Source organism: Psychrobacter aestuarii (assembly GCF_904846035.1).
GTDB classification, from domain to species: domain Bacteria; phylum Pseudomonadota; class Gammaproteobacteria; order Pseudomonadales; family Moraxellaceae; genus Psychrobacter; species Psychrobacter aestuarii.
The window spans coordinates 2,216,848-2,238,737 of the sequence record NZ_CAJGYT010000001.1; the positions used below are offsets into that span (position 1 = coordinate 2,216,848).

At 48.6% G+C, this 21,890-nt stretch carries 16 protein-coding genes, 2 tRNA genes and 2 rRNA genes; 12 read left to right on the top strand and 8 right to left on the bottom strand.

Annotated features, from left to right (window positions below):
- The first annotated feature begins 280 nt into the window (after positions 1 to 280).
- From JMW05_RS09530 to JMW05_RS09575, 10 genes are all read left to right on the top strand, one after another.
- A 23S ribosomal RNA gene (locus JMW05_RS09530) occupies positions 281 to 3,140 on the top strand.
- A 109-nt stretch (positions 3,141 to 3,249) separates the two neighbouring features.
- A 5S ribosomal RNA gene (gene rrf / locus JMW05_RS09535) occupies positions 3,250 to 3,363 on the top strand.
- A 119-nt stretch (positions 3,364 to 3,482) separates the two neighbouring features.
- Entirely contained in the window at positions 3,483 to 4,013 is a 531-nt protein-coding gene (locus JMW05_RS09540; protein ID WP_201505036.1) for a shikimate kinase, read from the top strand.
- Between the two features lie 111 nt (positions 4,014 to 4,124).
- A complete protein-coding gene (locus JMW05_RS09545; protein ID WP_201505037.1) occupies positions 4,125 to 4,547 on the top strand; it encodes a GFA family protein in 423 nt (140 codons plus the stop codon).
- 618 nt (positions 4,548 to 5,165) lie between these two features.
- Entirely contained in the window at positions 5,166 to 5,888 is a 723-nt protein-coding gene (locus JMW05_RS09550; protein ID WP_201505038.1) for an FRG domain-containing protein, read from the top strand.
- A gap of 1 nt (position 5,889) precedes the next feature.
- Complete coding sequence (locus JMW05_RS09555; RefSeq protein ID WP_201505039.1) at positions 5,890 to 6,396, top strand: YfbU family protein; 507 nt, start codon at positions 5,890 to 5,892, stop codon at positions 6,394 to 6,396.
- A gap of 102 nt (positions 6,397 to 6,498) precedes the next feature.
- Positions 6,499 to 7,155: a hypothetical protein gene (locus JMW05_RS09560; RefSeq protein WP_201505040.1), complete on the top strand. Its 657-nt coding sequence runs from the start codon at positions 6,499 to 6,501 to the stop codon at positions 7,153 to 7,155.
- Between the two features lie 31 nt (positions 7,156 to 7,186).
- Positions 7,187 to 7,603, top strand: coding sequence for an OsmC family protein (locus tag JMW05_RS09565; protein ID WP_201505041.1), 417 nt, complete (start codon positions 7,187 to 7,189; stop codon positions 7,601 to 7,603).
- Entirely contained in the window at positions 7,593 to 8,066 is a 474-nt protein-coding gene (locus JMW05_RS09570) for a flavodoxin family protein (RefSeq protein WP_201505042.1), read from the top strand. The genes JMW05_RS09565 and JMW05_RS09570 overlap by 11 nt, the downstream gene beginning before the upstream one ends.
- A 54-nt stretch (positions 8,067 to 8,120) precedes the next feature.
- A complete protein-coding gene (locus JMW05_RS09575) occupies positions 8,121 to 8,789 on the top strand; it encodes a DUF938 domain-containing protein (RefSeq protein WP_227691499.1) in 669 nt (222 codons plus the stop codon).
- An 88-nt stretch (positions 8,790 to 8,877) separates the two neighbouring features.
- Here JMW05_RS09575 and JMW05_RS09580 read toward each other — a convergent pair whose 3' ends face one another.
- Positions 8,878 to 9,672, bottom strand: a complete 795-nt coding sequence (locus tag JMW05_RS09580) for a dienelactone hydrolase family protein (RefSeq protein ID WP_227691500.1) — start codon at positions 9,670 to 9,672, stop codon at positions 8,878 to 8,880.
- 344 nt (positions 9,673 to 10,016) lie between these two features.
- On the opposite strand from JMW05_RS09580, the gene JMW05_RS09585 reads away from it, so the two are divergent.
- Together JMW05_RS09585 and JMW05_RS09590 are read left to right on the top strand one after the other, a co-directional pair.
- On the top strand, positions 10,017 to 12,104 hold the full coding sequence (locus JMW05_RS09585) for a catalase (RefSeq protein ID WP_201505043.1): 2,088 nt from the start codon (positions 10,017 to 10,019) through the stop codon (positions 12,102 to 12,104).
- 301 nt (positions 12,105 to 12,405) lie between these two features.
- Positions 12,406 to 13,176 (top strand): MBL fold metallo-hydrolase, encoded by a 771-nt coding sequence (locus JMW05_RS09590; RefSeq protein ID WP_201505044.1) that lies wholly within the window; start codon positions 12,406 to 12,408, stop codon positions 13,174 to 13,176.
- Between the two features lie 93 nt (positions 13,177 to 13,269).
- Here the strand turns inward: JMW05_RS09590 and JMW05_RS09595 are convergent.
- From JMW05_RS09595 to leuS, 7 genes are all read right to left on the bottom strand, one after another.
- Positions 13,270 to 13,345, bottom strand: a tRNA-Lys gene (locus tag JMW05_RS09595).
- Between the two features lie 22 nt (positions 13,346 to 13,367).
- Positions 13,368 to 13,443: transfer RNA gene (locus JMW05_RS09600), tRNA-Lys, on the bottom strand.
- Positions 13,444 to 13,614: 171 nt separating this feature from the next.
- Positions 13,615 to 15,621 (bottom strand): MacB family efflux pump subunit, encoded by a 2,007-nt coding sequence (locus JMW05_RS09605; RefSeq protein ID WP_201505045.1) that lies wholly within the window; start codon positions 15,619 to 15,621, stop codon positions 13,615 to 13,617.
- A gap of 66 nt (positions 15,622 to 15,687) precedes the next feature.
- Positions 15,688 to 16,992 (bottom strand): efflux RND transporter periplasmic adaptor subunit, encoded by a 1,305-nt coding sequence (locus JMW05_RS09610; RefSeq protein ID WP_201505046.1) that lies wholly within the window; start codon positions 16,990 to 16,992, stop codon positions 15,688 to 15,690.
- A gap of 188 nt (positions 16,993 to 17,180) precedes the next feature.
- Positions 17,181 to 18,245, bottom strand: a complete 1,065-nt coding sequence (gene holA, locus JMW05_RS09615) for a DNA polymerase III subunit delta (RefSeq protein WP_201505047.1) — start codon at positions 18,243 to 18,245, stop codon at positions 17,181 to 17,183.
- Positions 18,246 to 18,264: 19 nt separating this feature from the next.
- On the bottom strand, positions 18,265 to 18,936 hold the full coding sequence (locus JMW05_RS09620) for an LPS-assembly lipoprotein LptE (protein WP_201505048.1): 672 nt from the start codon (positions 18,934 to 18,936) through the stop codon (positions 18,265 to 18,267).
- A 34-nt stretch (positions 18,937 to 18,970) separates the two neighbouring features.
- Positions 18,971 to 21,649 carry a leucine--tRNA ligase gene (gene leuS, locus JMW05_RS09625; RefSeq protein WP_201505049.1) on the bottom strand — a complete coding sequence of 893 codons (2,679 nt, stop codon included), beginning with the start codon at positions 21,647 to 21,649 and terminating at the stop codon, positions 18,971 to 18,973.
- Positions 21,650 to 21,890 lie beyond the last annotated feature (241 nt).

Genomic DNA, 21,890 nt, shown 5'->3' on the forward strand with positions numbered 1-21,890 from the left:
GTGATTGGTAAATGATTATTTGCTTTCTGTTTTATACAGATACTGCGACTCGATGAGAGCGTAGGTATTATTTAAAAACATAGATATGAGTCTGGGTTAGTGATGACATTTCACGTGTCGTCATTAACCTTGGTAATCAACTCTTTAATGACATCAGTTGTTATCCCAGGGGTTGATTGCCAAAAGTAAAGAGAACTGAATCAAGCGTAAACATAGGTGATATCGTTATCATTCATGATGATGCAAGCTTTAGTGGTTGAGAGACTGCTTGGGGTTGTATGGTCAAGTAATGAAGCGCACATGGTGGATGCCTTGGCAGTCAGAGGCGATGAAAGACGTGACAGCCTGCGATAAGCTTCGGGGAGGCGGCAATATCCTGTGATCCGGAGATTTCTGAATGGGGAAACCCACTTAGCATAAGCTAGGTATCTTATATTTATATAAGAGGCGAACGAGGGGAAGTGAAACATCTCAGTACCCTTAGGAAAAGACATCAAATGAGATTCCCCAAGTAGCGGCGAGCGAACGGGGAGAAGCCGATGTTTTTTAGTGTAGAAGAACAGCGTGGGAAAGCTGACCGTAGTAGGTGATAGTCCTGTATTTTAAACACTAAAGAGCACATATTAAGTAGAGCGGGACACGAGAAATCCTGTTTGAAGATGGGGGGACCATCCTCCAAGGCTAAATACTCCTGACTGACCGATAGTGAACCAGTACCGTGAGGGAAAGGCGAAAAGAACCCCTGTGAGGGGAGTGAAATAGAACCTGAAACCGTGTGCGTACAAGCAGTGGGAGCCTTAATTTATTAGGGTGACCGCGTACCTTTTGTATAATGGGTCAGCGACTTATATTCTGTAGCGAGGTTAACCGTTTAGGGGAGCCGTAGGGAAACCGAGTCTTAATAGGGCGAATAGTTGCAGGGTATAGACCCGAAACCGAGTGATCTATCCATGAGCAGGTTGAAAGTGCCGTAACAGGCACCGGAGGACCGAACCCACTGTCGTTGAAAAGCCAGGGGATGACTTGTGGATAGGGGTGAAAGGCTAATCAAACTCGGTGATAGCTGGTTCTCCCCGAAAGCTATTTAGGTAGCGCCTCGGACGAACACCATTGGGGGTAGAGCACTGTTTCGGCTAGGGGGTCATACCGACTTACCAAACCGATGCAAACTCCGAATACCGATGAGTGATATCCGGGAGACACACGGCGGGTGCTAACGTCCGTCGTGGAGAGGGAAACAACCCAGACCGCCAGCTAAGGCCCCAAATTCCTAGTTAAGTGGGAAACGAGGTGGGAAGGCATAGACAGCTAGGAGGTTGGCTTAGAAGCAGCCATCCTTTAAAGAAAGCGTAATAGCTCACTAGTCGAGTCGGCCCGCGCGGAAGATGTAACGGGGCTCAAACTAGGAGCCGAAGCTGCGGATTTGATAATTGTTTCAAGTGGTAGGGGAGCGTTGTGTAAGCCTGTGAAGGTGTGTTGTAAAGCATGCTGGAGGTATCACAAGAGCGAATGCTGACGTGAGTAACGATAATGCGAGTGAAAAGCTCGCACGCCGGAAGACCAAGGGTTCCAGTCCAACGTTAATCGGGGCTGGGTGAGTCGACCCCTAAGGCGAGGCCGAAAGGCGTAGTCGATGGGAAATCGGTTAATATTCCGATACTTGTTTATGATGCGATGGAGGGACGGAGAAGGTTATGCCAGCCTAGTGATGGTTATCTAGGTGGAAGGATGTAGGTAGACAGTTTAGGCAAATCCGGACTGTTATATACCGAGATCTGATAGCAAGCTGTACTTGTACAGCGAAGTGGCAAATACCATGCTTCCAGGAAAAGCTTCTAAGCGATAGTCATAAACGAATCGTACCCGAAACCGACACAGGTGGTCAGGTAGAGAATACCAAGGCGCTTGAGAGAACTCTGCTGAAGGAACTAGGCAAAATGGTACCGTAACTTCGGGAGAAGGTACGCTGCTGATGGTGAAGGACTTGCTCCGTAAGCTATTGGCAGTCGCAGATACCAGGCTGCTGCAACTGTTTATTAAAAACACAGCACTCTGCAAACACGAAAGTGGACGTATAGGGTGTGATGCCTGCCCGGTGCTGGAAGGTTAATTGATGGGCTTAGCGTAAGCGAAGGTCTTGATCGAAGCCCCAGTAAACGGCGGCCGTAACTATAACGGTCCTAAGGTAGCGAAATTCCTTGTCGGGTAAGTTCCGACCTGCACGAATGGCATAATGATGGCAGCGCTGTCTCCAGCAGAGACTCAGTGAAATCGAAATCGCAGTGAAGATGCTGTGTACCCGCGGCTAGACGGAAAGACCCCGTGAACCTTTACTACAGCTTTACATTGAACTTTGACCTGACTTGTGCAGGATAGGTGGGAGGCTTTGAAACCGAGACGCTAGTCTTGGTGGAGCCATCCTTGAAATACCACCCTGGTCATGTTGGGGTTCTAACTCAGGTATAACAATACCGAGGACAATGTATGGTGGGTAGTTTGACTGGGGCGGTCTCCTCCTAAAGAGTAACGGAGGAGTACGAAGGTGCGCTCAGAACGGTCGGAAATCGTTCAAAGAGTATAAAGGCAAAAGCGCGCTTAACTGCGAGACCCACAAGTCGAGCAGGTACGAAAGTAGGTCTTAGTGATCCGGTGGTTCTGTATGGAAGGGCCATCGCTCAACGGATAAAAGGTACTCTGGGGATAACAGGCTGATACCGCCCAAGAGTTCATATCGACGGCGGTGTTTGGCACCTCGATGTCGGCTCATCTCATCCTAGGGCTGAAGCAGGTCCTAAGGGTATGGCTGTTCGCCATTTAAAGAGGTACGCGAGCTGGGTTTAGAACGTCGTGAGACAGTTCGGTCCCTATCTACCGTGGGCGTTGGAAATTTGAGAGGATCTGCTCCTAGTACGAGAGGACCAGAGTGGACGAACCTCTGGTGTTCGGGTTGTTACGCCAGTAGCATTGCCCGGTAGCTACGTTCGGATGGGATAACCGCTGAAAGCATCTAAGCGGGAAGCCCACCTCAAGATTAGATTTCCCTAAAGAGCCGTTCAAGACTAGGACGTTGATAGGTCAGGTGTGGAAGTGCAGCGATGCATGTAGCTAACTGATACTAATTGCTCGTTTGGCTTGACCATACAACACCCAAGTGGTTTGTATGTCAATCATGAATCTATCTTGCATGTTAAGATAAAATCGATATCACCATATAGCTTGATTCAACAAGACTCATATCTAACCCCCTTTGCTGACGACAATAGCACGATGGAACCACCTGATCCCTTCCCGAACTCAGAAGTGAAACATCGTAGCGCCAATGGTAGTGTGGTTCGCCCATGTGAGAGTAGGTCATCGTCAGCTCCTTATACTTAAAAAGCCCCCAATCTGCTGATTGGGGGCTTTTTTTTGCCTATAACTTTCTGTAAAATCCGCTTCCTTTTATATTTCTACTTTACTCAAAGTTTTACGGAAGCGAGCACATGAAAAAAATAAATGTAATCGGCACCAGTGGTAGCGGTAAATCCACGTTTAGCCGTCTACTGGCAAATAAATTGGGCTACCCTTATCTGGAAATGGATGCTATATTTTGGAAACCTAATTGGCAAGAGTCTACTGATGACGAGTTTTTCTGTAAGTTGAAACATTCTCTAGCACAAGAAACTTGGGTGCTTGATGGTAACTATAGTAGAACGACTGATATTAAATGGTCTAATATTGATCACGTGATTTGGATAGATTACCCATTCTCTCGTACGATGTACCAAGCGATAAAGCGTGCTTTCATACGCTCAGTGACTAAAACCGAGCTTTGGGGTACGGGCAATACTGAGACGTTTGCTAAGTCATTTTTTAGTCGTGATTCAGTTATCTTATGGACATTAAAAACGTATAAACGCAACCGTGTTCGCTATTCCAAAATACTTCACGATCCTAGATATCGTCATATAAAATTTATCAGACTCACAAGTCCAAAAATGGCTAAGAAATTCATAGAGGAGTTAAACCGATAGCAGTAAGTTCACTCGAACTTATCTTATGCTTAACTCTATGGTTACCAATCTTCATATCAGTTTAACTTATTCGAAAAGGCGCTGAATGACCTCTCATTTTAAAAGGATTAGATGATGCACGGTGAATGTCTTTGTGGCAACGTAAAATTTGAAATCAAAGAAGAGATACGCAATTTTTATCAATGTCACTGTTCTTTATGTCGCAAAGTGACGGGTTCGTCATCGAACACCGCAACTTTCGTCAACGCCAGTGCTTTTCGCTGGATTTCGGGTGAAAGTGACATCCGTTCTTACAAAAAGCCTAGTGGCTATCAGAGTGATTTTTGTTCGGTGTGCGGAAGCTTGGTTCCCAATAGTTTAAGAGACAGCGCAATGATGTGGGTACCTGCTGGTTTGCTTAGTGAGCCGATCACTTCTAAAATAGCTGTTCATTTGCATACCGAATCTGCTGCCACTTGGGAGTACGATTCTGCCGAGTGCGTTCGATTGGGTGGTGGACCTGAGAGCTTAGAGACGCTTAACAAATTGCTGTAGTTTGCTCAACCTTGTAGAAAGCAAGTGGTAAGAAATATAAAAGTACGTAAAGGGGATTAGAGGAAAGTGTAACTAAATCCTCAAAACACTAAAAATTATTTGGACAGCTAAGAGGTCTACAGTGCAACACTATAATAACTGAAGACGTCAGTGCGAGAGTAATAGACAAAGGTGAAAGTCTACGTTTTACTATGTGATTTGTATTGATAAAACGGGGTGAGAAAGGTGTAGAATGGTAAGCTGATAGTCAGAAAAGACAGCCGAAGTAAGAGTTTGTGCTATTTAAATCAATTTTACTTCTTAACTGGAACTCTCTTAGATGTCTCAGGTGGATATAAGTGGTATAAAAGGTTTGAAAGTAGTGATAAGTACATAAGTTTTTTGCTTGGTTCATTTGAGAGTAGGTCATTGTCAGATCTTCATTCTAAGAGCAACATTTCTCCCCTCTTCGTAAGCAGAGCGAGGGAGAAGGTACACGTGTTATTTAAATTTAGCGATACTTTCGTTGATATTACACTGTGCATAGTGTGACTTTTGTTGGTATGTGAAATCAGCGATAAACTTTTAAGATGATAAATTACTAGTATATACTCTGATTCTGTAAAGGTAAGTTATTTTATGAGTGCTTGGAATAGGTTTTTAGAAGAGGTGAAGCAAGCTGAGATTGAGCTTGGTAATCCTCGCGAGATATGGTACCGAGGACATTCTCAAGAGTCTTGGAAATTAAATCCAAGTTTACTTAGATATAGCGATTGGAAAACCAAAGAAAAGGAATTGTTCTTTGAATTCAGTCAAACGGCTTCTAGACTTTTTGATAAAAGGAATAATGATTGGGAAATATTATTCGATATGCAACATTACTGGATTCCTACGAGGCTACTTGATTGGACAACTGTCATGGGTGTTGCGATCGCATTCATTCTGCATGCTGATTATGAAGGTACAGAAAATAGCTGTTTATATATTTTAGATCCTAGATCTTTAAACCAGTTGAGTGGTCGTAACGAAATTATAAGTTTGCCCGATGACAAAAAGTTTGATTACAAATCTATTTACTGGGAGCACATCCCAGTAGAAATTGAAAAACCAATCGCAGTTCTTCCGCAACAGCAAAGTCCTAGGCTATTAGCTCAGAAAGGTGTGTTTACTGTACACGGCAACTTAAATGATAGTTTTGAAAACAGTGCAACTGATTGCTATCGAAAAGTGGTGCTTCCAAACGAAGCTAAAGAAGAAGCTAGAACTTTTCTTAAATGGGCAAATCTTGATGAGTATACTATTTATCCAGATATAGTGGGTATGTCACAACATATTAAAAGAAAGATATTAAGAGGAGAGTGAAGTGAATTTTACTGAAAAAGAAAGATTGAACCTAATTAATCAGTATAAAATTTTATCAAAGTTGTATCCTGAAGATTCAGAGCATTATGATGAACTTCGTGAAATATTGGAAGATGGTTACGAGATTTTTTACTCACAGATTAGCGAGTGGATTAGTCAGGGTATGCCTAAAGATGCAGGTAAGTTTGTATTAGATGTATTAGATCTGTATAGAGCTATTGAAGACTATAAAAGAATGTCTAAAGACCAAGAAATTATTGACAGCCGTTATTCATACTTTAGAGGATTTGATGGTAATAATGAAGGACAATACATGCATTTCGCAAGATTCCTTATCCACAAGCAAAATAAGTTCTCTGAGCAGAAAGATTATTTAAGAAAAAATGATAATTTGAATAGCCATATGCCAATGGTTAGCACTTATGAGAAAATGTTATCAAAGTGGGAAGAAATAGGTAAACCGTGGAATCTAAATGCTCAAAATATTAATGATATCCTTAACATTTAGGTTGTAAAATCTTAGAAAAAATTTACACCTTTTATTTTTTTATTCTAAAACCTCTTTTATTTTGCTAAAAATGTAAATAAATCCTATTGAAGAGTAGAATGGATGCTTGATAAAAAAATTACTACAATCTTAAATATTCTTACATTAATATTTTTGGCTATTGCTGTAAAAACTGTAGATGGCATCGGTTACGATAGTATGCTTTATTCTCTGAGTATGGGCTTTATCGTCAGTTATATTTTTTATTTCCTTGTAGTATATATTCCTGAATATAAGCGTAGGAAGATTCTACGTGAATCACTCGAGAGTCAATACTTACAGTTCAAAAAGTCATGTATAGACGTGTTCTTAATAATTAGCGAATCTCAAGAATTCTCTAATAAAGAAGAACTTCTGTATCTATCTAAATTTCGTAATTATTTTAACAAAGAAAATAAAAATGGAGAAATTCGTTGGGGTGTTATAGTAAACTGTCTTCAGGAAAATGAGTATTATCTCAAAGAGATTATTTATTATCTTCAAATGTTAAATGAAGAAATAAAATATACACGTTATTCCGTAAGCTTGAGTGATCCTGAAGTATTCGAATTTCTTAATAGGCTTTCGCAGCTCATTGCGAGAATGAAGTCAACAGAAAGAGATTATGATGATATAAAGTCATTTTGTGGATTTCTTTGGTCCATATTTACAGGATGGGACTGGACTAAAGGTTACAGTGAGTCAGATATCATAAAAGATATTATAGGACGTGCGAAATAAAGATTAAAAATCATTAACTGAAGAGAACCCCATGACTACATCAAAAGTAAGATACGAAGGGCAGTTGCGCACTGCCGCAGTACATCTCCAATCAGACAACCGCATCATCACCGACGCACCGACTGACAACCACGGCAAGGGCGAGGCTTTTTCGCCGACCGATTTGCTGGCGACCAGTTTGGCAAGCTGTATGCTGACCATCATGGGCATCAAAGCCGAGCAGATGGGCATTGATATCGCAGGTACGAGCGCCGAAGTGACTAAGATTATGGCGGCTGACCCGCGCCGTGTGAGCGAAGTGCATGTGATTGTGACCTTTCCGCAGCCGCTAGATGACAAGACGCAGACCATTTTTTATAACACTGCATTGACTTGCCCTGTGGCAAAGAGCCTACATCCAGACATCACGCAAAATGTGACCTTCCGCACCGCACGCCATGACGACTGAGCGCAAAAAGGTGTTGCTGATGGTGATTCATGCGCCATCAGCGAACACAAAGCGCTTGCAGCACGCCGCGTATCAAGCCGTAACCGATGCGGACGTTGATATTGAGCTGGTGCTTAAATCACCGCAAGACACCCAGCCCGAAGACGTATTGGCGGCAGATAGTCTGCTGCTCGGTACGACAGAAAACCTTGCCTATATGTCAGGGCTGACCAAAGATTTTTTTGATCGTTGTTATTATCCCATTTTGGAGCATACTCAAGGTTTGCCGTGTGCGGTATATATCCGTGCGGGGCACGATGGCACGGGCACAAAAAATGCCTTGATGACCATTGCGACGGGACTGCGCTGGCAATGGGTGCAAGCGCCCTTGATACTGCGCGGTGAGTGGCAAGAGAGCTTTATTGATGAGGTAAGCGAGCTGGCATTGACCTTGGCGGCAGGACTGGAGGCGGGCATTTATTAATGCTGCCAGTCGTTTTTGACTGAATAATAATTGATAAAAAAATAAGGAGCGCGCATGTCTGATATGCCAAATGCTGCACGCGGTAATACGGATGTCTCGATGCTTGCCGCGCTGCCATTTTCGCAAGCGTGTGAAAACAACCGCGAGCCGATTTTAAGTGTCCTTCGCGAGTTATTGACGGACAGCAAGCGCGTCTTAGAGATTGGCTCGGGAACGGGGCAGCATAGCGTCTATTTTGCGCCGCGTTTGCCGCATGTGTCGTGGCAGACCAGCGATGTACCCGCCAATCACGCCGCCATTCATGCGTGGCAGCAGCAGTACCCTGCGGACAATGTGCAGCCGCCTTTGGTGTTAGATTTAACCTCGCTTGATGATATTCGTGCTGTGACGGCGCGGCCTTATGATGCGGTATTTACGGCGAATACTTTGCACATCGTCTCGTGGGATTTGGTGCTGCGGTTGCTTGGCGTGGCGGCATCGGTGTTACCTGCGGATGGCTTACTCATAGTGTATGGTCCATTTAACGAACATGGCGACTACACCAGTGCGGGTAATCGCCAGTTTGATGCGGCATTGCAAGCGCGGGGTATGGGCAGCGCCATTCGGGATATTGAGACGGTGACGGTAGCGGCGGGGCAGATGCAGCTTTCTTTAATCGACCGCTACGCCATGCCTGCCAATAACCAACTGCTGGTCTTTCAAAAGCAGCCTGATACGCTGTAATTTACGTCTTAAATCCTGCCTGTTTTCTTTGCTTTTATTTACCCAAGATTTACTGGGGCGCTTTTCCTTTCTTATCATTTTTCAAACATTAAGGCATTAGCATCATGTTATTTGGGTATTTTTCATCCAAAAATGCCATATAACGCGCCCAAGAGCGTTTGTCCGCGCGGGCATCATAGCGCTCGCTGCCCATGACACTAAAGGCATGCGGCGCGCCGCTATAGGTGACCATCTCGTGTGGCACGTCGGCAGTCTCTAGCGTCTTGCCCAGTGTGGCAAAATCATCCATCGATACCGATTCATCTGCCGTACCGTGTAGTACGAGGATTTCGCCTTGGGTCTTGCTGTAGTCTTGGCGTGGCGGGGTGTCTAAGCCGCCATGAAAGGAGACGAACGCCTTTTGTGGGAAGCCTGCGCGTGCCAGCTCCAATGCCACCGAGCCGCCGAAGCAATAGCCCATAGTCACACCTTGACGCACGTCATTGCCCTCAGCGCGCCCAGCGTTCAGCGCCCCTGTCAGTATGCGGCGCATTTTGTTGCGGTCGTCGTACAACTCGCCTGTCAGGCGTTTTTTATCGTCCATTGTGGTCGGACGCACGCCTTTACCAAACATATCGGCAGCCAAGACATTGTAGCCACGCTCGGCGAGCATGTCGGCGCGCATACGCTCATAATCGGTCAAGCCGTCCCAGTCGTGAATCAATAGGATAAACGGCGCGTTTGGTTTGTCGGCACGGGCGTAGTAGCCTTCAAAAGTTTGGTTGTCAACTTGGTAATCGACGTTTTGGGTGGTGATGGCAGCGGCAGATTGACTGAAAGTAAGCAATCCTGCGGTGGCAAGGGCGCTGAGCGCGGGGGTGGTGACGCGAGCAGATGGCAACATGACATACCTCATAAAATAAGTGATAAAAATAGGGGCTAATAAGGTCATAATAAAGCAATACAGCAGGGGTAATAAACAAAAGAAGCGTCTTTGATACTAGCACGCACTTTTATGCAAGCACACAAAATATACCGCTCGGATGCAAACTTTAACCAAACGCGAACAAGGTTTGTCATAAGTGGGTCATGGTTTTTGGCTAGTATGGGGAGTTGATAAGGGATTGCCCTTGTTTGCGCTGGTGCAGTGACGCAAAAGAAAGATGGCGCACGATACAGACAGCGGTAAGACGAATACGATAAAAAACGATTGGAACAACGATAAATAACCATAAGCTAGGAACCATTATGAACAAGAATATTGATCATACCGACCCCGCCAAAAACATGAACCCAACACGCGGCAACGGCGGCGAGACGCATCAAGGTGCCGAGCAAGGCGGCAAGGTGTTGACCACGCAGCAGGGCGTACCTGTTGGCGACAACCAAAACTCGCTCAAAGCAGGCAGCCGTGGTCCTACGCTGTTAGAAGACTTTGTATTGCGCGAAAAAATCAATCATTTCGACCATGAGCGTATTCCTGAGCGTATCGTTCATGCTCGCGGTAGCGCGGCGCACGGTTATTTTGAGTTGACCGAGTCGTTAGAAGAATACACCACTGCAAAAGTCTTGACCGAGACGGGCAAGCAAACGCCACTATTCACCCGTTTTTCAACCGTAGCGGGCAGCACTGGCTCAAAAGATACGCCACGTGACGTGCGCGGCTTTGCGGTAAAAATCTACACCGAAGAAGGCAACTGGGACATCGTCGGCAACAATATGCCGATTTTCTTTATCCAAGATGCCATTAAATTTCCAGATTTGATTCATGCGGTCAAGCCAGAGCCCGACCGCGGTTTTCCGCAAGCGGCATCTGCACACGATACGTTTTGGGACTTTGTGTCTTTAAGCCCTGAAACCATGCACAACCTGATTTGGCTGATGAGTGACCGTGGTCTACCGCGCAGCCTACGTATGATGGAAGGCTTTGGTATCCATACTTATCGCTTGCTGAACAAAGAAGGCAAGAGTACCTTTGTGCGTTTCCATTGGAAGCCTGTACTCGGCGTACAGTCAACCACATGGGACGAAGCGGTCAAAATCTCAGGCGCGGATCCTGATTATCATCGCCGTGATTTGTTCGAAGCGATTAATAACGGCATGTACCCAGAGTGGGAATTTGGCGTGCAGCTATTCACCGAAGAAGAGGCGGCAGAATTTCCGTTTGACCACCTTGACGCCACCAAGATGATTCCTGAAGAATTGGTACCTGTAAAAATCGTCGGTAAAATGGTGCTTAACCGTTATCCTGATAACTTCTTTGCCGAGACCGAGCAGGTTGCCTTTTGCCCATCGCACGTGCCACCAGGCATCGACTACAGCAATGACCCATTATTGCAAGGTCGTCTGTTCAGCTATCTAGACACTCAGCTGTCACGTCTAGGCTCACCGAACTTTGCGCAGATTCCAATCAATGCGCCAAAATGTCCGTTTGCCAATATGCAGCGTGATGGTCATATGCAAATGCAAGTGCCCAAAGGTCGCGTTGCCTATGAGCCACAAAGCCTCGACCCTGATATGCCACGTGAAGGCGGCAAAAAAGGCTATCAGTCGTTCGCCGAACAGCTTGATGACAATGTAAAAGGTCGCATCCGCGCAGAAAGCTTTGCTGACCATTACAGCCAGCCACGTCTGTTCTATCGTAGCCAGACGCCGATTGAGCAAGCGCACATTGCCTCAGCGTATGCTTTTGAGCTGGGTAAAGTCGATACCGCACACGTACGCACGCGTATGCTCGGTCATTTGCAGCATATCGATGACGATTTGGCAGAACGCGTAGCGACTGCACTGGGTATGGACTTGCCAGAGCCAGCGGACGCAGCAGCGCCTGTACAAGACTTGGGCACCTCAAAAGCGGTACAAACCATTGGTTTATCGCCAGAGAACCTAGAGGGGCGCTTGGTTGGTATTTTGGTCGCTGAAGGCTCGAGCCACAGCGAAGTCAAAAAGTTTGAGACTGCGGCGAAAGAAGCAGGTGCAAGTGTGAAAATCGTCGCGCCGAACAAAGAAGTCACGCTCGATGACGGCACGCGTATCCAAACGGATGAACGCTTGGCTGGCGCGCCATCCGTGCTCTTTGATGCGATTGTTAGCATCATTATGCATCCACCTGCTAAGAAATTGGCAATGGACAGCGCTGCGTTAGACTGGTTCAATGATGCTTATGCACACTGCAAAGCCATTGCGTATTGCCCTGCGACGGAAGAGCATATCTTGAGCAAGCTGCCTATTGAAAAAGACAGCTTCGTCACGCCACTTGATGATGTCGATGGCTTTATTGAAAACGCCAAAACCCGTCTGTGGGAGCGTGAGCCAAAGGTACGTGACCTTGCGTAATTGGTACATAAAATTGATATGTAATAGATAAAAAATATTTGATGAGAAACCCAGCCTAAGCGCTGGGTTTTTTTATGCCTAAAATATGAGCAAACCGCCCAAATAAGCAATTGCAATGGGTAAACGGAGTACAAGCGTTCATTGAAAGTCACGCTCTGCGCAGGTTGCTGTACTACAATCAAGGTAAGGGATTGACGCAGGATTATTGGTATAAGCAGTGCCAAAGAGGATTGAACCCTTATACAAGGTAACGCCTTGGACTTCGAAAATGCAGCAATAAACGAAAACTCAAGGATGACTCATGAGCTTAGATAAGATTGTGCGCTTGGACGGCTATATTCAAAGCATTTATTTGGCGGTATATACTGATAAATTGCTGCTGCTCGATGGCTGCTGCCGTGCTGATGTCTCGATGGTGCTGGCGTACATCACAGACACGCTACAGCGCCCGATAAGCCAGCTCAAAGTCGTGATGGTGACGCACATGCACCCTGACCACGCAGGCGGCGCAAACGCGCTTAAAAAAGCCACAGGCTGCCGTATTGTATCGGCAGAAAAGTCGCGGCAATGGTATGCAGGTATCGGCGGGCAAATGATGCATCTGATTGATACGGGGCTCGCGTATTATGTCGCGCATCGGCAACAGCGCAAGCTTAAAAACCTCTGGTATCCCGCGCATCTGTATCCTGATGTGACGGTGAGCGAGGGTGACAACATCCCTGACTTTAGCGATTGGTTGGTACTTGAGACACCTGGGCATACCGACCGCGACTTATCGCTGTTACATCTGCCCAGCCGCCAAGTGTATACTGCCGATTTAATTATTAAATTGCGGCATAAGTTTGTTGCGCCATTTCCGATTTACAGTCCGCCTGCGTATGCCGCGTCGCTACAAAAAATCAAAGACATGCAGCCGAGTAATGTGATGATGGCACACGGGCGCGAGCTGGCGATTGATGCGCCGACCTTTGATACGCTGATTGCCAATGCGCCCACAGAACGGCGCACCATAAAAGACACGGTGATGCACAAGCTATTATGGCGGGCAGGCAAGCGACCGATATTTGGTTAAATGCTTTACTAGTACAAAGCTTGTGATAACCAGAGAAGAAATAACAGACGAAAAAAAAGCCCAATCATTAATATGACTGGGCTTTCTTAAATATGGTGGGCCGACCGCGACTCGAACGCGGGACCAATTGATTAAAAGTCAACTGCTCTACCAACTGAGCTATCGGCCCTAAAATGGTGTGAAAGAAAAGGTGGTGGGCCGACCGCGACTCGAACGCGGGACCAATTGATTAAAAGTCAACTGCTCTACCAACTGAGCTATCGGCCCTAACTTTTCTTTCTCGTTTAAGAAGTTCTGTATCCCTAAACGTGAGAGCATAGTATATAGATAATTATGAGGAATGCAACCCTCATTTTAAAAAAAATGCCCTTTTTTGCAAAAAACCGCTTTTTTTCTTAGTCTGCCGTAATATTGGTTATAGTTGCCCCTGATTTTGCCCTAATCACGCGATAAGGCGTCGACGGGGTCAAGTTTGGCGGCGTTGCGTGCGGGCAAGAAACCAAAGATGATACCAATCAGGGTCGAGCAGACAAAGGCGGCAATGATAGAGGTGGGTGAGTAGATGACCTGAAAGCTGTCACCCGCCACGCTGTTAATCAGCTCGCCGATGGCAAACGCCAGCCCAATACCGAGCAGACCGCCCAAGACACAGACCAAAATCGCCTCAATCAAAAACTGCTGCATAATGTCGCTTTGGCGTGCGCCGACCGCCATGCGTACGCCAATCTCGTTGGTGCGCTCGGTGACCGATACCAGCATGATGTTCATAACGCCAATACCGCCAACAATCAAAGAAATAATGGCAATCGAGGACACCAACAAGGTCATGGTTGAGGTGGTGGACTCGATGGTCTGGCGAATCGAGTCGGAGTTGCGCACGCGAAAATCATCCGCACCGTGCCGCTCTTCAATCAGCTGCGAGATGGCAGACTCTGCCGCTGATGACGAGATGCTCTCGTCAATCAGTGCCACAAAGCGCTCAATATACGCGCTGCCCTCGATGCGCGACATGACGGTGGTGTAGGGCATATAGATGGTCGGGGAGTCGGAGCTGGGACCAAAGCCGCTGTCTTTGGGCGCAAGCACGCCAATCACCCGCCCAGGTACAGCGCCAATCAGTAAGACTTCACCGATGGGGTCGTCCATATCTGGGAAAAAGGTCTTTTTGGCATTGTCATCCAAAATCACATCCTGCATGCGCCGTAAGATGCTTTGCTCGTCAAACGCCTGTCCTTGCGCGAGCGTTTCGCCCGTGACACCTAAATAATCTTCACCCACACCGCTGATGGTCGCGGACTCTTGGATACTGCGATAGCGCACGGCAGCGCTGCCATCCAATTGAGGGCTGACACTGACCACATAGGGCTGCGCGGCAACGGCATTGGCATCCTCTGGCGTTAAGTTGTCATCATTATAGCTGCGCCTCGGGTCGCCCCATGGGTAGCCGTCGGTGACGGTGATGGTATTGGTACCAAGGGCGCTGATATTGGTCAAAATCTGCTGCTGTGAGCCTTTACCCAAGCCGACCACTGAGACCACCGAGGCAATACCAATGATAATGCCCAGCATCGTGAGCAGTGTGCGCATTTTGTGCGCGCGCATGGCAAGCAGCGACATTTTAAAGGCTTCAAGCAGACGGTCAATGAAGCTGCCAAGGCGGCTTTTTTTATGCTGCGCTAAGATGGCTTCGGGCTGCTGCGTGCTGTGCTGATAGTGCTCATTGTGATAATCATCAATGATGTAGCCGTCTTTAATCTCAATCACGCGCTCGGCTTGCGCAGCAATATTGGGGTCGTGCGTCACCATGATGATGGTGTGCCCTTGCTCGTTTAACGACTGCAAGATTTGCATCACGTCTTTGCCAGATTGACTATCAAGCGCGCCTGTCGGCTCATCGGCAAGAATAATCTCGCCGCCATTCATCAGGGCGCGCGCGATAGAGACGCGCTGCTGTTGTCCCCCTGAGAGCTGGTTTGGGCGGTTACCAACTTTTTCTGCCAAACCCAAATCACCAAGCAAACGCTCGGCACGTTCGCTGCGCGCTTCTTTATCCATGCCTGCATAGACCGCGGGCACCGAGACATTGTCGCGGGCAGTGATGTCGCCGAGCAAATGATATCGCTGAAAAATAAAGCCAAAATGCTCACGGCGCAAGGTCGCCAGCTCATCGGCTTCGAGTTGATTGACCGATTTGCCATAGATTTTATAATCGCCCGCGCTCGCCTTGTCTAAGCAGCCCAAAATATTCATCAAGGTCGATTTGCCTGAGCCTGATTGCCCGATGATGGCGACCATCTCGCCTTGATAGATGGTCAGGTCAATATCGTGCAGCACCCGCATCATCTGCTCACCTGCGCGAAACTCCTTGATGACGCCTGTCAGCTGCATCAAGGGCGGTGCGTCGTGAGACTCAAGGGGCGTGTGTTGGGTAGTTATATCAACCATCTGTGGTCATCACTGTTCAGGTAGGTTTTGTCGTTGGACACTGTGGTTTGCTGTAGCGGCTGCGTTTTAGAAGGGCGGACGACCGCCACCTTTTTTATCAGCGCCATTGTCTTCACTTAAAATAATCTCATCGCCTGCTTGTAGCCCCGTTAAGATTTGCGCATCCACGCGGTTATTGATACCCACGGTGACAGGCTGTTCTTTTACTATGCCATCCGCTTGCAGCACGCGTACCGTAGCAGTGGTTTTGCCGCTGGCGTCGGTTTTGCTGTTTTTTAGGGCGGTTGCGGGTATCAATAGCGTGTCTTTGGCTTGGTCAATCACGACATACACCTGCGCGGTCATATCGATACGAAAGCGGCGCTCAGGATTGGGCACTTCAAGATAGCCAATATAATAAATGGCGGTGTCGGTCGAGCTGGTGTCGCTGATTTGCTCGGGCGCAGGCTCAATCGCCTTTAGCGTCGCGTCAAATTTTTGCTCAGGATTGCCAATGATATTAAAATATACGGGCATCCCTGCTTGGACATTAATCACGTCGGCTTCGGAGATTTGCGCATTGATACGCACGGTGGATAAGTCAGCGAGGGTAACGATGGTCGGCGCGGTCTGATTGGCATTGACCGTGCTGCCTTGCTCGGTGGTGATAGAGACCACGGTGCCCGACATCGGCGCACGAATGGTGGTGTAGCCCAAGTCTTGCTGTGCGGTATTGACGTTGGTTTGTGACTTGCGCAGTTCGGCTTGCTGGCTGCGGATATTGGCAGTGGCGGTCACCAGTGCGGCTTTGGCATTGTCAATCGCAGCGCGGGCATTGGCGACAGCGGCTTTCGCGGTCTCGACAGCCGTGCCTTGGGTGTCGTACTCTTGCTGGCTGATGGCATCGATGGCGACCAACGACTTTAAGCGGCTAAAATCGGCTTGTGCTTGTTTTAGCTCCGATTGCCGACTTGCCAAATCAGCATAAGCGCTTTTCAGGCTGGCTTGTTTGCTCAGCACCTCGGCTTGTGCGCTTTGCAATGCTGCGGAACTCTGCTCAAGGCTGGCTTGCTGGTTGTCTAAGGTGTTTTTTTGCGTGACTTGGTCAATTTGAGCAATCAAATCGCCTTGCTGGACTTGGTCACCGACATCGACGTACAGGCGTTTGACCTCGCCTGAGACCTGCGCGCCGACCTCAACGGTATTGAGCGCTTTGACCTTGCCCGATGCCATGACGCTGTTTTCAATGTCACCCATTTCGGCTTTGGCGGTCAGATAATTGGGCTCAGGGGCTTTGGGTTTTAGTTTTTGATAAGCGAGGACACCCAGTACCAGCACGACAAGCGCGGCAATCCCCCATTTGATTGCCGTTTTTTTGTTTAGCTTTCGCATGACCACCGCCCCATAACCATAAATCTAAAGCCCTCATGGTAAAGGGTTGTTCGCTAAAAGGGAATGAGAATTAGTTTGCGAAAAGTTAAGCGGCAGACATTGGCAGGGAAAATAAAGCAATTAAGGGCAGCGAGTGATGATAAAACATAGAGGCTCAAAGTAAGCCTTGCTGATCAGCACAATAACAACTAGGTCGCATAAAAAAGTGTCGTACCCGTCAATGCCAGTGCGGCTTGTAATAGCAGCTCCCACGCAGGCTGACGCAAAATGCCTTTGATAGCGGCGTCGCAACGATAAATCAGCGTTGACCACTCGGCAGTACTGGCGGGCGTATGGCGGCGCATGGCGTTCATATACAGCCCTTGTTTGCTGCGCCAAATGCCCAGCGCTTGTGGGTCTTTGCCGTCCTGCAGCGCCATGATATGGCGCATGTCTTTGCTAATCGCCCACAGTATTAAGGTCGGAGGCTCATCGACGGACTTTAATTGCAAAAAGATTTTGACGACTTGTTTGGCGTCGCCTGCGAGCATGGCATCAGACAAGTCAAAGACGCTAAACTGCGCGTCACTGACCAGCGCGGCCTGTAAGTCGTGAATATCTAGGGCAACTGCAGGCGGATGGGCGCTTGGCTGGTCGGCGGCAGCGGCCTTGTCCGCCAGTGCGGGCGCGAACAAGTAAGAGAGTCGCCAAAGGGTCTGATAAGCGCTCAGCAAATTTTGCTCAGTATGAGACATCAGCAGTTGCCACGCGTCCTGCGACAAACGCAGCCCAAAGCGCTCGGCTTGCAGCTGCAAAATCTGCTGGCGGGCGCGCTCGTCATAGACTTGGCAATCAATCACTTGCCCATACTGAGTAAAAGGCGCAAACCAAGCGGCGCTTTGGGCGCGGCGGTCTTGCTTGGGCAGTAGCCAAAGTAAGCTGTGGCTTTGCTCACCGCTGGCGGCAGCTTGGGCAAAACGTACCAGCTCGGCGATGGTCGCTTTATCAGGCTTGTGATTGCCCGTGACAATCAGCGCGCTGGCATCATCAAACAGCGACAGACTGCCAAGCTCGGAGAGCACCTCTTGCCAGCTTTTGGATGAGGTCAGCTCAATGCGCGTGATGGTGTAGTTTTGCTGCTGCCAGTGGCGGCGTAGGGCGGCAATAATCCACTGCTGTAACAGCGGCTCATCGCCATGCGCCAGCCACAGTCCTGCGACCTGTAAGTCAGGTTTTAGGAGCTGTGGATAGCTATGAATAAAGGTCTGTGCCATAAAAAAGGTAACAATCCGTCTATGGCGTGGGGGCGACTACCACAGGTGTGGCAGCCCCAGCGGCAGCGCGTGACTGCTGAACGGCAGGTAAGCCAATCGCCACGTACTGGTCGGTGATGCGCTGCGCTAGGCTGTCATAGAGCCAGTCGCGAATCTGCTCGCCTTGCTGGTCATCGGTACTGACGGACGCCTCATTATACTGATAGCTGCGTGTGACCTGAATCGGGTTGGTCAAAGTCACAGGCTTGCCGTTTTGGATGGTGTTGTAAGTCACATCCGCTGAGAGTACCAAGCGAATCTCAGTCAGTACGCCGACCAACTCATAACGCTTAAAGCGCACGTTTTCTACCGTGATGGTCGCTCTATCTTTACTGCCCAAAAGGCGCGTGGCATCCTCGGTTGAGACGTTGTTCTCAACCAAAGGCAAGCTGTCTACCACATCGACGCCCAAAGACTCTAAGCGACGCGTTAAAGGCAACTTTAAGGGAAAAGAGGTGCGGTCATCATTAATGACAATCGCTGTCTGCTTCGCCTCAAAGTTCATGGGCGCTTGATAGCCTTGCAAATGAAAGCCGCAAGCGCTCAAGCTGCCCGCCGCCACCACAACAGCCCCTAAGGGCAGGGCGCTATAGAGCATAGCGCCGACCAGACGTAACACAGCGGCAGGCTGCGACTTACTTTGCTTTGACATATTCGCCATCCTTGTTTGTGCATCCGTACAGGGCTTAGCCTGCAACCACGATGTTCACCAGCTTATTGGGCACGACGATTTCTTTTTTGATATCGCCTGTTATGAATTTTGCCACACTCTCCAGACTGCGCGCCTGAACCTTGATGCTCTCGCTGTCGCTGTCAGGGGCGACTTCCATTTTTCCGCGCATCTTGCCATTGACCTGTACGACCATGGTGATGGTGTCTTGTACCAAAGCGCTGTCGTCAAGGGCAGGGTAGCTGAGGGCTTGGGTATCGAGACATAAACGCTCAAGCAAATGCTCGCCCACGTGCGGCGCATAAGCGGTCAGCATGGTCAATAGCGCGATAAGGGCTTCATGCTGGACGTGCAAGTCTTGTGCGCTTTGCTGTTTAAAGCCGCCAAGCTCGTTTGCCAATTCCATGAGGCTCGATACGGGCGTGTTCAATGCCAAGCGCTCGCCCAAGTCATTGTCAATCTTCGCAATGGTCTCGTGCGTTTTGCGGCGCAAGTCTTTAGCCGCTTTGCTCAGACCATCCACACTTGGGGTCGCTGCGTTCAGGCTACTCACATCCGCGCCTGCATTATCCAGCGCTGCCAAATGGTCGGTCGCGATACGCCAGACTTTTTTCACAAAGTTGTACGGTCCTTTTAGCGCGTCATCTGACCATTCTAGGGTTTGGTCAGCAGGGGCGGTAAATAGGGTGTACAGACGCACGGTATCTGCGCCATATTGGTCGATGGTGGTTTGCGGGTCGACGCCGTTGTTCTTTGACTTTGACATTTTTTCGATTTTGCCGATGGTCACAGGCTGACCGTCTGCTTTTAGCGTGGCATTAATCGGCTGCCCGCGCTCGCTGTATTCGATGTCCACATCATTGGCAAAGTAATAGGTGGTGCTGCCATCGTCATTACGGCGGTAGAACGTGCCCGCCAAGACCATGCCTTGGGTCAATAGATTGGCAAACGGCTCATCGCCTGACACCAAGTTTTCATCACGCATCAGTTTGTGGAAGAAACGCGCATAGAGCAAATGCATGACCGCGTGCTCAACACCGCCGACGTATTGGTCGACAGGCAGCCATTTGTTGGCGGCAGACTTGTTGACCATGTGCTCGGTATCGTTCGGGCTGGCAAAGCGCGCATAGTACCAGCTTGACTCGACAAAGGTATCAAAGGTATCGATCTCGCGCTCGGCATCGTTGCCACATTTTGGACAGGTGGTGTTCACAAAATCAGGGCGGTTTTTTAGCGGGTTGCCGCGTCCATCAGGAACGACGTCGGTTGGCAAGACGACAGGCAAGTCTTTTTCATCGACAGGTACGGTGCCGCAGTGCTCACAGTTGACCATCGGGATGGGGCAGCCCCAGTAGCGCTGGCGCGATACGCCCCAGTCACGTAGGCGGAATTGGATTTTTTTACTGGCAAGACCTTGTGGCTCAAGCTTACCGAGCATCGCGTCAAAGGCTTGCTCAAAGTCCATGCCATCAAATTCGCCTGAATTGACCAAGGTATTGCGCTCGGTATAGGCTTTTGAGTCGCCATCTTCTGCACCGTCAAAATAACCATCAGGAATCTCAATGACTTGTTTGATAGGCAAGTTGTATTTGCTGGCGAACTCATAGTCGCGCTCATCGTGCGCAGGCACTGCCATGACCGCGCCTGAGCCGTAGCTCATCAGCACGTAGTTGGCAATCCACACCGCAACCTTTTCGCCCGTCAATGGATGGGTGACGGTCAAGCCTGTGTCCATACCGATTTTTTCGGCTTTGGCAAGGTCAGCTTCCGCGACCGAGCCTTTTTTGCACAGGGCGCAGAACTGGGCAATCACGTCATCACGCTCGGCGGCGTACTGGGCAAGCGGATGCTCAGCGGCGACCGCGACGTAAGAGACGCCCATCAAAGTATCAGGACGGGTGGTGAACACGTCTAGGGTATTGCTTTCGCCCTCAAGCTCGTATGGAAAGTGCACTTCCATACCCGCGCTGCGTCCAATCCAGTTGCGCTGCATGGTGATGACTTCTGGCGGCCAGTGACCTTCCAGCTGGTCTAAGTCGTCGAGTAACTCGTCCGCGTAGTCGGTGATGTTAAAGTAATACATCGGGATATCGCGCTTTTCGACAGGTGCGCCGCTGCGCCAGCCTTTACCATCGACGACTTGCTCGTTTGCAAGTACGGTATTGTCGACAGGGTCCCAGTTGACGGTCGAGAGCTTTTTATACACCAGACCTTTTTTGTACAGCTGCAAGAACAGCCATTGCTCCCACTGATAATACTCAGGGCTACAGGTGGCAAATTCGCGTGACCAGTCGATAGACAGACCGAGCAGTTTTAATTGCGCGCGCATGTTGTCAATATTGGCAAACGTCCATTCGGCAGGCGGCGTTTGGTTGGCAATCGCGGCGTTTTCGGCAGGCAAGCCAAACGCATCCCAGCCCATTGGCTGCATGACCTCAAAACCCTTGAGGCGATAATAACGGCTTAACACATCTGAGATGGTGTAGTTACGCACGTGCCCCATGTGCAGCTTGCCGCTGGGGTACGGGAACATTGACAGCATATAGCGGGTCGGCTTGTCTGTTGGCGTGTTGTCCACTTCAAAACGCTTATCATCAGCCCACTTGGCTTGCTGCGCCGCTTCGATGTGCTGCGGCTGGTATTGTTCGTGATTGCTGCTTGCGGAATGGGGTACTTGGGTGCTTGAATTGCTCATTGTCGGCTCAGAATAATTAACACAAAAAAAGGGTGAATTTGATAATGTCATAGGATAGCTTACTTTGCTAAAAATTGCGATGCTTTGCGGTGTATCCGCTGTGAGCCAAGCGCGGTATGTGACGGCGTTATTATCAGCGCGTTTGGGGCGCTTGATTGGTTGCATCAGCATAATTGGGTATACTCGTTGCCACTTTAATCAACATTGAACCAACCCCCAAAACCTATTTTTGATAAAAAAA